Below are 12,824 nucleotides of genomic sequence, written 5' to 3'. Positions count from 1 at the left end.
CCACGTCCTCGGACACTAACTGACCGGGATCAAGCTCAACAGCTTCAGGAGACCCCAGATCATTCGCCCCATCCACCGAGCAATACTTTTCATGGCCATCCCGACGCTCCCTAGTACGGGCGTATTGGGTTTGTGCGCGGCAAAAGCATTAGAGCGAATATCGGTCATGGCGTGTCTCCTTCGGGGAGCAAGATGCCCGACTGGCTCGCACAGGTCCTTGGGGCAAACCTTAAGAATACTGATTTTTCCTGATGTCTGATTACAGGATGCGTTTCCGGTGCTACGCTTTCAGCAGGAGGAAACGGGATTTGCACATCCGTTTTGGTGAACATTGCCTGAGAGCAAGCGAAGGATGGCTTGATGGACCCCAAGGCCCGGTCAAACTCGGCGACCGCGCATGTCAAATCCTAAAGCTGCTTCTCGATCGGCCGAACTCGATTGTGAGCAAGAATGATATTTTCGATGCGGTCTGGCCCAACCTCGCGGTGGAAGAAAATACCCTGCAGGTTCACATTTCGACTTTACGCAAGGCGCTCGGGCCGGCTTCCATCAAGACGGTTCATGGACGCGGCTACCGATATGTCGGGCCTACGCCTTTCTTTGGCGCAGCCGGTGACAATGCTAATCAAAGCGCCGTTGCAATGGCGGAGCCCAATGCGATCGATGCCATCAAACCGGGTATGCCTGGAACACTAACAACAAGTGTTTTGGTCATGCCATTCTCTAGCATGTCGACTGACGCCGCTGGGGAGCTTGTGTCGGAAGGCTTGCAGGAAGACATCGTTGTAGAACTGGGTCGCTATCGCCATCTCTCCGTAACACCCTTCCGAAATGGGGCACAAGGAGCCCCACAGGATGTCTCCGTCCGCGCATTGGCTCACGATGTCGCCATTGATTTCGTCCTCGAAGGGTCCCTGAGGCTCACCGAGCATGCGGCCCGTCTCAATGTGCGTCTGATCGATGCGGCGACCGGCGCGCAGGTCTGGGGCGAACGTTTCGATTTCGAGATGGCGGATGTTTTCTCGGTTCAGGATGCGATTGTCGATGCAGTCATCTCGCATCTGGCATTCAACCTCGATGACGCCGCAGGGGCGAAGCGCCTGAAAGATCCGACCACGTCCGAGACTGCGTATACGTATTTCCTGAAAGCGCGATCAGTATGGCGTGCAGGCAAGGAAGTCGAGGCAATGCAGCTTGCGCAGAAGGCCGTCGAAGTCGACCCTGACTATGGCCGGGCACATGCGTATGTCGCCTTCTTCTATGGCTACAGCCTCCTTTCCCAACATCTCGGGATTGGGTCGGACGAAACGATGGCGCTTGCTCAAACGGCCTTAGATCGGGCTTTGGCATGCGACCCGAACGACACTTTCATCCTGCAGAAGCTCTCCATGACCAAGATAATGCTGGGTCAGCCAGAAGACGGGCTCAGGCTATCTCGGGCGGCGCTTCGCTTCGGAGCACGCGATGGCGAAATAATCGTAAATCATGGTCATGCGCTGATCGTGTGCGGAGCCTACGAAGAGGGCATGGCCCTCATGGAGCAGGCGATGGCATTGATGGAAAGATTTGCTGTACCTCCGGGTTTTTATTGCGGTTTGGGTGAATGTCGTCACATCTGCCGGGACTATGAAGGCAGCGTGGCTGCCTTGGACATGATGTCCGATCCACCATACGACATCTTGGTGCTGAAGGCCGCTAGCCTGGCGCGGCTGGGCGAAGTGGAAGCGGCCCGTCGCATTATCGCGAGTGCTCCCAAGGGTTTCAGCACCGCGCGTTACGCCCGGCACATGGCGCGAACATGTGCTTTGCCGAAAGACATCGCGCATTACCAAGAGAGCTTTCGGCTGGCCGGAGTGTGAGGCCACAAAAAGGAAGATTGTTTTCGGCAGGCTCATTGGGTCACATTTTCGGCGCCCGTTGACTGGTGAAGGAATATAGCCCGGGCTTCCAAGCGCGCATTTTCTTAGTGGCGCTTGGGGCTCTAAGCAGACATTCGCCGCGGTCTGCGTCAACGACCGCAACGCGGACAAATCCGCCATTCGCTGCCTGGCTAAATTGCAAGTGTGCTTCTATGTTGAAGCTTGCCTCCGAGAGACCAAATTAACTGGCGCTAACGCTCGCTTGTCGCAGCAGGAATCTTTGAATTTTACCGCTGGGTGTCTTCGGCAGTTCGCTGACAAATTCAATTAGCCGAGGATAGGCGTGTGCAGAAAGGCGCTGTTTGACATAATCCTTAAGCTCCGCGGCCAACTCCTCGTTCCCATCTATGCCTTCAGCCAGTACGATCACCGCTTTCACTATCTCGGTCCGTTCCTTGTCCGGTACGCCCACGACTGCCGCCTCTGTCACAGCGGAATGTTCGATCAGAGCGCTTTCAACGTCAAACGGCCCGATACGGTAACCTGAAGAGGTGATTACGTCGTCATTCCGGCCTACGAAGGTGATACATCCGTGTTCATCCCGCTCCACCGTATCCCCAGTAAGGTAGTACCCGTTCTCGATCGACTTGTTGCCTTTGTTCAGGTAGCCTCCAAAAAACAAAAGAGGGGAATCCGCGATGTGCACGGCAAGTTGCCCTGGCTCATTGAGATCAGCGATGTTGCCATCCTCCGCTAGAACCTCGACCCTGTAACCCGGCATCACATAACCAGCGGACCCCGGGCGTACTGGATGATCGAGCCCGTGGTGGTTGTTCACCAGCATCCCTGTTTCGGTCTGGCCATAGTGATCTTTGATCGGGGCATTCAGCTCCGCTTCGAACCAACGTATGACCTCGGGGTTCAATGGTTCACCCGCGCTGCTGATACAGCGGATCTGATCTCGAAGCTGCGCCGCGCGCTCGACGCCTGAGGCGATGATTAGCCGAAACGCAGTGGGCGCACCGGCAAAGTTGGTTACGCTCAATCTCGAAATCACGTCATATGTGCTGTCCACTGTGAATGGTCCTTCGACCAAAGTGGTTGCATGCCCCAACAGCAGTGGACCGATAACTGCATAGTAGAGCCCATATGCCCAACCAGGATCAGCAATGTTCCAGAATACATCCTCGGGCCGCAGGTCGATCCCTTCGACCATGTAAGATCTGAAGGCAAGCATGGCCTTAAGTGGAACGGGCACACCTTTTGCCGGCCCAGTTGTTCCAGAGGTCGCCATCATGAACATCAAATCATCGCCGTTCCGCAAAACCGGGGCAAATTCCGCCGATTGCGTTGACATCGACTGACGGAAATCAATGTCTCCGGCAACCAGCCCCTGCGGGGTGTCAACGATCGTCGCAACAGGCGGACAAGCTTCCACGCCTTCGAGCTTTTTGCGGTTTGCGCCGTCAGTCACAACCAGCCTTGCACCGCTCATGATTAATCGATCCTGAATAGCCTTGGGCCCAAAGGCAGTAAACAAAGGCTGATAGGCCGCACCAGCCCGGAGAGCACCCAGAACAACCGCCACCAGATCCGGGGTTCGCGGTAACAGACCTGCTACGATGTCGCCGGGTTGGATGCCCTGTTCCTTGAGCAGGCTGGCAAAGCGAGCAGCTTCGCTGCGCAACTCCGTAAAGCTGCGGGTCTCATGGTGCCCGTCCAGCGCAATCCAATCCAAAGCTACGGCGTTGTCCTGCAAATGGGCATCACAACACTCAACACATGCATTTATGCCGTCGCTAAAACTGCCAGAAAACCGAGACCTTGCGGCATCTAAATCAAAGCGTTCAAGCGCGTTGGAGTAGTCGGGGGAAGTTCCAGAGTAAGACTTCAATGCCATTAACGTTACTCCTCCAAATCCACCCCGTAGTCACCTTGCACCCAAATCGGTCTAAACACCACGATGGAGATTGCGCGGGCTTCAACGCGCTATGACTGCTCCTTTTGTTCTCGGAACTGCCGCTCTGGGCTCAACCCGGTCATCCGAGGCTTTTTCTCGGATGACCGTTTTAGATGGACATGCGGACCTTGATCTACCTTAGATCCATCCCAGAACGCGAAGCCCAAGAGCAAATGTTGAAAGGGACGCCAGGAGGAACGCAACGGTTCTCAGCACGACGATGCCCAGACTGTAGATTATATAGTGCGCAAAGATGCCAATGAAGTAAGACATAGCCAAAATGCCGACGTAGCTGTCCTCGGGCATCTTGATAGCGGCATAAACCGCCAGGGGTCCAAACGCAGTGAATGTCTCTATTCCAACCCTGTGAGCTGCCTTGGCCCGCTCTGCCCACTCGGCTTGCCGAGCCTGATTTGAACTTGGGTTGGCTAGAGTTCCCGCGATTCCCCGGGAAACAAAACGCTCTAAAACGTATGGCATCCAAGCCACCGCTATCCAAAGCGCACTTAATGCGAAGTAGAACTCCAGTTGTGTCATACTGCTCTCCTTCCGAATGTTCGCATCGATTGAGAAACTAATGGCCCTCAGGAATTACTCAGTTCGACCATTCCAAACGGCCAGCTTGAGAATACCGCACTTATTCATCTTGCCGTGCAAACAAGACTCGCTCGGCACTCATTTTTGAAATCAGTGAGTCCTATTGGACCCAGGTAGAGATGTGAACGAGGCCAAGTGGCCTGGCGGATGGCAACCCTCCAAGCAACGATCAGGCCTCTGAAATCGTTGGGTTCAACCGACACGACGCGCGATGAACTCGACAACCGTTTCAACGATCAGCGGCGCAAGCAAGGGGGTGATGATGTGTCCCATCCCCGGAACGGCACGGAACTCGCTGGCAGGAATCGTGTCTGCGATCTCCTTCCCAAGCTCTAGTGGCACCAACGTGTCGTCCTCACCGTTGATCACCAAGCAGGGGACCTCAGATTGTGCCAGCCCCGGTCGCCGGTCTGGCGCACACGACAGGGCAATAACTTGCCGGTTCAGGCCGTCGGCATCAACGCCTCTGTCATAGGCCACCCCGCCCATGGCGCGAATTTCGGCCTCGGGCATCGGATAGCCGGGGCTGCCCCACTTGGCATGTTCCGCGACCTGGTCGCTGAGGTATTCTTCTCTTGTCCGGGTCCGGACCAGCAGCTGCTCAGCACGTTCGACTAATGCTGCCTGCCCGCCCATGCCAACCTGAGCTGCGGGACGGCACGCGGACATGACGATGGTGGCCGAGAGCAACCTCTCCGGCGCTTCGAGGATGACCTGCTGGGTGATCATGCCGCCCATCGAGATACCGAAAACATGAGCTTTGTCTAATCCAAGCGCGTCCATAAGGCCGATCACGTCGCGCGCCATGTCCTCAATACCGTAGGCGGCCTTCGGCGTCTCACCTCGTCGCAGTAGGTCGAGGATTTCGTCCGCGTCCCCAAGTAAGCCCGGAAGAGCAAAGCGCTGCGAGAGTCCGACATCTCGGTTGTCAAACATCACCGTCCGGAAGCCGGCAGACACGAACCCCTCGATCAGCTCGCCCGGCCAGTGTGCCATCTGACTTCCCTGCCCACGCACTAGGATTAGCGGTACAGCGTCGTGCGGCCCTCGGTTCTCGATCGCTAAGGTGATCCCGTTCGCCTCGATCTTCTGGATGGTCATTTGCTGCTCCTCAGCTGTCAGAGCAAACCCTGCCCTACGAGTACCGGATAACTGCCTGTTCAAAGGGGCTGGTCCAGTGTGCCCGTCTTTGGCAGCGCCTTGGGGCTGTAGGCGCATCGGTCGGGCTTAATGTCTAGCAAGGGTGTGCCATCGAGACAATCGAGACTCCGGACCGTAATGACGCTGCCTTCTATGCCGACCAGCCTGACATTTGACGTTCCGATCGGGTTCGGCCGCACAGGAGAGCGCAGGGCAAACGTGCCAACTGTACGACCATCGTTTCGCGGGCTTTGCGTAATCAAATCGCGGCGACTTCGATCCAGCCAATACAGAACCTCGATCCGGTCGTAATCCTCCAGGCCGTCAAGCGCATCTTTCCAAGCCGGATCAACAATCAGCTGGCATTCCGGCCCATCATCACGCGCTTGCCGCGGGCAATCCTTGCGATCAGACCAGGGCGTGCGGATCGTACCAATGAAACGCAGGCTCGCGTCATCCGCGGGTCCAATCTCCGCGACACGTTCATTCGAGCGTAACTTCTGATCTTCCTGCACTGAACGCTCCGATCTCTTTGCTTCCCCTGATTGCTGGGTATTGGTGTAAGTGTCACCCCCTTAAAAAGGGGGGTGACTGACACTAAAGCGGCTATGCACCCGCCGGTGAATGGCGAGAAAGCGGGACTAAACAGGCATTCATCTCAGTTTCACTTCGCTCTGGCTATCTTATCGTCGGTGTGAGCTGGCCGCATGATGGCGATAGAAATAAGCCTGCTTGGACAGTCATGGAAGCTAGATTATGGGTCAAATTTACATCGCAATATGCCCAAACTCTCGCCCCGATTTGGTTGTAAAAGCCCAAACGGATCTAGATCTTGGGCTCCGATAACACCGATGAAGACGCAAACAGAGGTCTATGGACGTACCTACTCTTTTGACGCCGGCTCCTCCAACTCTGGAAAGCAGTCGGTAAAGCTGCCTGCTCTTGCACCACAGCATGACGATGGATGTTCTCGGTCCAGAAGAAAAGCACTGCGTGGGGTTCAACGCCTTCTGCCCAACTTGGCGATGAATGGCACATTCCAGTTTCAGTTTTCCTCAGCCAAGAAAATCAGCTTATTTCTCGCAGTTTGCGCTATTGCAGCGTTCCATAACCAAGCATTCGCGGCCCTGGTCTGCCTTTTTTTCTTTTCCGCTCTTACGTTAAGCTTGATCTTTGGGCCGGAGGTCCTCGTCAGAGCTCTCACAAAGGTATTTACATAGAGCAAGAACATGTCTGCTCTGGGCTCTTCTGAGACATCTGACCGCTTTTGTCAGATGTCTGCAAAGCCGCGTTCAGAAGCCATTCGAGACGACGGGACCGCGTGGCGACGTCCGCTTTAGGGTCTGGACGACCGCTTCTCCCAGCACCTGCCATTCGGCACTGATGCCTCCGACGTCTCAGATGCGGACAAACCCGCCCTTCGCTGTGGTGCCGCACCTAAAACAACTCTAGAGTTTGGCAGTGTCCACAGCGAGTGACATAAGCCTTCGCGAGAGTTACCCTTTGCTAACACCAATTTTTGAAAGGCGGAGATTTTAGCGGAGGAATGATATGAGAGTTGTGCCCATTGCAGTATGTGCTGTCTTCAGTATGTTCACACTCTGGCCTCAAGAGACTGTTGCATCAGACCGGTCGTTCTGGACACCACCCGCCTCGGCGCGGTCATGTGATCGAGGAAACACCGTCATTCCACTTGTGACCGAAAGGCAAGTCTTCGGATGGAAACCCCGCAATTCTGGTGTGAAGTTTGTTGAGGACCTGTCACGAAACATATCCCGTGGCATCAGCAATAGTGGCTACAACGCCAAAGGTCTTGCCGCTCAACTGGCCAAAGCGGCGGAAAGTAAGGCCTTCACCAGCCCCCGGTTTGAAGGGTCGGGTAGGCCAAGCCCAATTTTCCTGACTTCCTCCATACTCATTACGCTCTCTTACGCTGTTGACTTTCTTGACAGTCGGAATGCCTGGACAGCAGGCCAGCGCAATGCTGTGATCGCTTGGGGCAACAGGCTCGACAAGAACCAAAACAAACAAAAGAGCCCGTCTCGAGACAGCGTGGCCGCTTTTGCAGCAGCGCGGATGGCATGGGGCACTGCAACCGATCAATCATCCGTCTTCAAAAATGGGCTACGGTCGTTCAAACGCACAGGACGGCTGTTGACGCGGGAGGGTTATTTTGAGCGAAACCCCCGTGACAATAACGAGGTTGTTGGGCTGATGGTGCTTGCTGCAGCCGCGGCGCGAGGCTTTGGCCAGGAAGTCGCAGCTCTTTCGTTCAAAGGAACGACGCTTCACGACGCCGTGGCAGCTCATTCGGAAAATACGATTAGGATCGGGCCAAAAGAAATCACCGAAGGCGACACAGGCCACACCGGAAGATACCTTAAGCCCAATGGTTATGCCTCGCATCTGGCGTGGATACCTGTCTATCTCAGTCAGTACCCCCGAACACCAGCCTCCGCTTCCGTCAGAAGACTTGAGAAAACGATGCGCCGGTACTCAAGAAACGCCTACAACGGCACCTCTCTTGGCGGATACACTGGATGTCTCTGGAAATAGTGGGAAGGGTCGGCCGTGTCATCTGATCCAACTCAAAGCGAACAACCCACCATTCGGCGCAAGCTTGCGGCATTGCTCGCGGCAGATGTTGCCGGATACTCGCGGCTGATGTCGCTTGATGAGGAAGAAACAACTCGGCGCTTGGTAGAGTTCAGGACTGTAACTGACACACTGATCGCCCATCACGGTGGTCGCATCGCCAACACAGCAGGGGACAGCATCCTTGCCGAATTCCCAAGTTCCGTTGATGCTGTTAGGTGCGCCATCGAAATACAGGAAGCGTTGCGGACAAAAAACGACGGCCTTCCCAAGGAGAAGATTCTGCAATTCCGCATCGGCATCAATGTCGGTGACGTTATCGAGCAAGGAGGCGATCTCTTGGGTGATGGGATCAATGTGGCAGCGCGCCTAGAGTCTATCGCTGAACCGGGAGGCATATGTATCTCAGAAGATGTACGCAATCAGATCGAAGGAAAGCTGACTCTCGCGATTGAATTTCTGGGCAAGCAGCAGTTACGTAATCTCAGGCGTCCGGTTGCAGCGTATCGTGTGACCGGACGGGAACCATCGAGAACAAGAAAAGCCTCACTATTCCATCAAATCAACCTGCAAAACCTTAAACCGCTACTGGCGCTGGGCACGTTGATCGTTGCTCTCATGGCATTGGGAGCTCTGGCTTGGAATCAGTTTCAAATGGCTGCGCTTCTTCCTGCTGACCGGGGGGGCGCTGCACGTACGGAAACGCAGGAGCCCCGAACCAATGCAGCGCCCGCGCTGCGTGAAATTCTTAGAAGAGAAAGTTTTAAGGGCAACTCATACGCTCTGATCAGAACCTTCGGTATAAAATGGACGGAAGCCGAAGCTGAAGCGCGCGCGATGGGGGGATATCTGGTGTCTATTGGCTCGCAGGCTGAAAACGACTTTGTTCTTTCTCTAATTGAAAAAGAGGGCAGCGTTTGGCGGACGCGTGATGAAGGCAACCGGGTGCAAAAATTTGGACCTTGGATTGGTCTGGTGCAGAAAGAGTTTTCGAATGAGCCGAAGGGAGGTTGGGTTTGGTCAAACGGCGACAAGCTAACCTTTGAAAACTGGTTCTGGCATCAACCCGATAATTATGGAGGTGTCGAACACTTCGGCAGATTTCGACAGTTTTCCAACCAATCAGGCATAAAATGGGACGACGCGCGCGCTACATCCACCGCCAATGGGTTCATAGTTGAATTCAACCAGTAAGCCAAAAACCTAACTCACAACCGTTGTTTCCGGTCTGGGCTCAGAGCGGTCGTTCGCCACAGCTTGCACGAATGCCTGCAACGCGGACAATGCGGCCACTAGCCGGACGCTCTTGAGCCTTGCGACGCGAGATATGCGTCTAACTCACTGACGAAACGGTCTGATCTGTCTGTGATCCATTCGACGAATAGCGCCCGCAGTACAGAATTCGAACGGGATCGCGCCCATAGGAGACGATAGGCGTACTTTGTCTGGCATATCATTGACGGACCGAATGGCAAAATGAGCGATCCTGCTTTCAACGCGTGAAATGCTTCCACAATACCGCAAATCGCCAACCCCTGACCCGCTGCCGCGGCTTGAAGCCCTGAACCTGTTTTCGAGATGCGTACACCATGGTCTAGATGATCGCGGTCAAACCCAAAGGCATCGCCCCATGCGCGGAAGTCAAGCCAGCCCGGGTCCTTGGTGCGATTGGTGACGTGGATGAGCGGTACACCCTTTAGCGATCGCGCATCCGGACCCAGCCCTTGCTGGTCTGCAAAAGCGGGCGAACATACTGGGGCAACAAAATCACCGAACAGCACGCGTTCTTCCAATCCTGTGTCCCGGGTTGGACCGTATCTGATTGCAAGATCATAGTCTTCTCTCACCAAGTCGATATCGCGATTGGATGGGTCCAAATATAAATCCGCATCCGGGTATTGATGTTGGAATTCCGCAAGCATTGGTGACAGCCAGTTTTCCGAAAAGGACTCCGGCAGGGTAATGCGTAGACGGCCAGCCGCTTCGCTCGGCTTCAGTTGCTCAAATGCCTGGGCAAGCCTTGCAAAGCCGCCTTCTAATAATTCCCGAACCCGCAACGCATCCTCAGTTGGTTCGATGCCCGAACTAGAGCGAATAAACAGACTTTTGCCGAGGTAAAGTTCTAGAGACCGGACCCGTTGCCCAACCGCCGCCGGCGTAATTCCAAGTTCGTTGGCGGCCTGTGAGAAGCTCCCATGCCGCAATGTAGCCTCCAGAGCGCGCAGTGCATTCAAATGAGAAAGATGCATGCCAACAGCCTAAAGGTTTTCTTTAGCGCGGCCAAATGAAATCACGCGTGCAAAGCAATCATACCCACCCATACTGAGAATTGGGGCACAGGATGCCGCTACGAAAACGGAACCATGGGGAAGACGAGGCATGTTCACGCTGTATTGGGAATATCTGGCAGGCTCGATTGTAGTGCAGTCAGTCCTTGAAGAAATCGGTGCAGAATATCGACTACACTACGTGGACATGGGCGCAGACGCACATCGGACTCCAGACTTCCTGCGTCTAAACCCAACCGGCCGGATACCGGCTCTCGGCTACGCGGATCGCAGGACGATTGGAGAGACTGCTGCAATTGTTACGCTGCTAGGCGAGATGTATCCTCAGAGCGGTGTCGCTCCGGCGCCCGGCGATGAAAACCGTGGAGAGTTTCTTTTTTGGCTAAATGTCATGACGACCTCAGGCTACATGACTGCAGCACGCCTCGGGCACCCTGAGCGTTATGCGAAAAGCAGCAAAGCGATCGAGGAGGTCGGCGCAAAAGCAGCTGTCGACTACGACGCATTTTTCGATGTCATAGAGGATGCGATTGCGGGCGATCCCTACTTCATGGCCAGCGGTCTGACCGCACTGGATTTTTACGTCACAATGCTGACCGAGTGGCACACCAACAAACAGTCTCTCTTTGGCTCACGACCCAAGCTCAACGCGCTGTGTCAATCTGTGAATGAAAGCCGCTCCTACAAGGCCGCAATGGAGACACATGCAATGCCGCCGACCTGAGTATACATTCGGTCAATAGCTCTTGTTTATTCCAATAGCTGCTTTGCGGACAATTCGGCCATTCGACGATATCGCTCGATCTGGGCAGTCCGGTTTTCATAGTAACGTGCTTTTCGTCGCCCTTTGTGCTAAGCAGACCAATGGCAAGAGACCTTCCAGCAATGGAAGCCTACGAAAGTCGTGGGCACACAATCCCAAGGAAGGTACGAAATGGCTATTTACATGTTCATGATGAAATATACGCCTACTGCGGTTCAATCGATCGTCGAAGGAGACACTGATCGCCAGGAGGTGGCCCGAACCGTTTGCGAAGCCGCTGGGGGAAAACTTATCGGATTCTATGGTTTGATCGGACAGGAGCACCATGTCGCTCTGATAGCCGACATGCCGAGCGTTTCTGAGTACATTGGAACCGTACTGGTGGCGACGATGGGTGGTGCAATCGAAAGCTTCAAGACGATCCCGATGTACAGTAACGATGAAATGCACAAAGCGAGAGACACCTACAAAAAGGTCAAAGGATCTTACGCGCCGCCAAACTGAAACAGCTACGGATGCGGTTATCCGATAAATTTTGTCGGATGACCGCCACGCGGACAGAGCAGCCCCGAGAAATCCAAAGGTGCCCTGACTCAACCCTCAACCACGTAGGGTTCTTTCCGCACGTTCGGTTCGATCGGGGTCCCGTCGTTCTCCGCTGCATGTCGTTCGTAGAAAAGAAAGCCTGGCGGCACAATGGTTCCGGGTCGCGCTTCGGACAGAAATATGTGCTTGCTGTTTTCGGGCGTCACCGAAATGGATGTAGGTTTGTCGAGCGTGCCAACATAAATTCCCAGACGGTCCGGCCATCGCTCAAAAGTCAAAGCCAACTTTGTCCCACACTCGGAGCAGAAATGGACATTTATGTCTTTACCGCTTCCATCTGAAGGAAGCGTGTAAACAGACGGGTTTCCATGAGTAAACCTGAAGGGGTAGCGTTCGAATATCGGCTCGATCATCCTATCTGAGCCTGTGGCGCGCTGGCAGAACCGACAGTAACAAATGGTAACCCACAAAGGTTCACCCCCTGTGTTGTACTCCACCTTCCCGCAAAGACAGCGGCCTGTTTGCCCATCGCTCATGTCCAGTGGAATCCTTTGACAGAGTTATCCTTTAAATCCAACGCTACCCGATCGCGACAGTGACATAAACGTTTGTCGACTGGCTCCTTTGGGCTCAGAGCAGTCGTTCGCTGCGGCACCCCAAGCGAACGTTAAGCCAGACCGGCCAACTAAACGGGCGCTGTTCAGTGGATCCGATTCCTGCAGTCGGCTGTGCCATAGGCAACATTATGTCAACCGCGAAGGCATCCACGTATTCTGTGGATAAGTCTGTTGATGAGCGCTGTCATTAGGAGGTTTTCTGTTAGTTTTCAGTAGGACCATCTAGTTGCCTAATAATTAGGCGCTTATTTAAGCAATTGATATAAGTAAAAAAATTTTGTTTCTCAGGCTAAACCATTGAGCTTTCAAAGTATTTTCACGAGTCTGTTACAATAGACACGAGCTGTGTAGCGAATTGGCCCATCTGAGCATTTGAGTCAGGTGACTGGTCAGATGTACTTAGCAGACACTCACGGCGAATTTTTGAAGTTCCAGCAGTGGGTCACGTCCGTCAATGTG

12 protein-coding genes are annotated in these 12,824 nt (G+C 54.4%); 5 read left to right on the top strand and 7 right to left on the bottom strand.

Features of this window, described 5'->3' with window-relative positions; translation table 11 throughout:
- Window positions 1-15 precede the first annotated feature (15 nt).
- The gene (locus TR61_RS20035) at window positions 16-168 is read right to left on the bottom strand and encodes a hypothetical protein (RefSeq protein ID WP_157440979.1); all 153 of its coding nucleotides are present in this window, start codon (window positions 166-168) and stop codon (window positions 16-18) included.
- A gap of 140 nt (window positions 169-308) precedes the next feature.
- On the opposite strand from TR61_RS20035, the gene TR61_RS18325 reads away from it, so the two are divergent.
- Window positions 309-1,859, top strand: a complete 1,551-nt coding sequence (locus TR61_RS18325; protein ID WP_172677022.1) for a winged helix-turn-helix domain-containing tetratricopeptide repeat protein — start codon at window positions 309-311, stop codon at window positions 1,857-1,859.
- A 241-nt stretch (window positions 1,860-2,100) separates the two neighbouring features.
- Here TR61_RS18325 and TR61_RS18320 read toward each other — a convergent pair whose 3' ends face one another.
- The 4 genes from TR61_RS18320 to tsaA form a co-directional block, all read right to left on the bottom strand.
- Complete coding sequence (locus tag TR61_RS18320) at window positions 2,101-3,759, bottom strand: AMP-binding protein (RefSeq protein ID WP_050931979.1); 1,659 nt, start codon at window positions 3,757-3,759, stop codon at window positions 2,101-2,103.
- Window positions 3,760-3,957: 198 nt separating this feature from the next.
- Window positions 3,958-4,356, bottom strand: a complete 399-nt coding sequence (locus TR61_RS18315; RefSeq protein WP_050931978.1) for an MAPEG family protein — start codon at window positions 4,354-4,356, stop codon at window positions 3,958-3,960.
- A gap of 252 nt (window positions 4,357-4,608) precedes the next feature.
- Window positions 4,609-5,517, bottom strand: a complete 909-nt coding sequence (locus TR61_RS18310; RefSeq protein ID WP_050931977.1) for an alpha/beta fold hydrolase — start codon at window positions 5,515-5,517, stop codon at window positions 4,609-4,611.
- Between the two features lie 59 nt (window positions 5,518-5,576).
- Window positions 5,577-6,071 (bottom strand): tRNA (N6-threonylcarbamoyladenosine(37)-N6)-methyltransferase TrmO, encoded by a 495-nt coding sequence (tsaA, locus tag TR61_RS18305; protein WP_050931976.1) that lies wholly within the window; start codon window positions 6,069-6,071, stop codon window positions 5,577-5,579.
- A gap of 1,225 nt (window positions 6,072-7,296) precedes the next feature.
- Between tsaA and TR61_RS20030 the strand changes: the two genes are divergently transcribed.
- Both TR61_RS20030 and TR61_RS18295 read left to right on the top strand, forming a co-directional pair.
- Complete coding sequence (locus TR61_RS20030; protein ID WP_216595438.1) at window positions 7,297-8,112, top strand: hypothetical protein; 816 nt, start codon at window positions 7,297-7,299, stop codon at window positions 8,110-8,112.
- 15 nt (window positions 8,113-8,127) lie between these two features.
- On the top strand, window positions 8,128-9,345 hold the full coding sequence (locus TR61_RS18295) for an adenylate/guanylate cyclase domain-containing protein (protein ID WP_157440977.1): 1,218 nt from the start codon (window positions 8,128-8,130) through the stop codon (window positions 9,343-9,345).
- Window positions 9,346-9,443: 98 nt separating this feature from the next.
- On the opposite strand, the gene TR61_RS18290 is transcribed toward TR61_RS18295, so the two are convergent.
- Window positions 9,444-10,400: a LysR substrate-binding domain-containing protein gene (locus tag TR61_RS18290; RefSeq protein WP_050931973.1), complete on the bottom strand. Its 957-nt coding sequence runs from the start codon at window positions 10,398-10,400 to the stop codon at window positions 9,444-9,446.
- Between the two features lie 130 nt (window positions 10,401-10,530).
- On the opposite strand from TR61_RS18290, the gene TR61_RS18285 reads away from it, so the two are divergent.
- Window positions 10,531-11,163 (top strand): glutathione S-transferase family protein, encoded by a 633-nt coding sequence (locus tag TR61_RS18285; protein ID WP_050931972.1) that lies wholly within the window; start codon window positions 10,531-10,533, stop codon window positions 11,161-11,163.
- Window positions 11,164-11,373: 210 nt separating this feature from the next.
- Window positions 11,374-11,706, top strand: a complete 333-nt coding sequence (locus TR61_RS18280) for a GYD domain-containing protein (protein ID WP_050931971.1) — start codon at window positions 11,374-11,376, stop codon at window positions 11,704-11,706.
- 89 nt (window positions 11,707-11,795) lie between these two features.
- Here TR61_RS18280 and TR61_RS18275 read toward each other — a convergent pair whose 3' ends face one another.
- On the bottom strand, window positions 11,796-12,284 hold the full coding sequence (locus tag TR61_RS18275; RefSeq protein ID WP_050931970.1) for a GFA family protein: 489 nt from the start codon (window positions 12,282-12,284) through the stop codon (window positions 11,796-11,798).
- Window positions 12,285-12,824: the final 540 nt, after the last annotated feature.

The organism is Aestuariivita boseongensis (assembly GCF_001262635.1).
GTDB lineage: Bacteria > Pseudomonadota > Alphaproteobacteria > Rhodobacterales > Rhodobacteraceae > Aestuariivita > Aestuariivita boseongensis.
The sequence above is the reverse complement of the archived record's forward strand: the minus strand, read 5'-3'. Positions and strand labels throughout refer to the sequence as shown.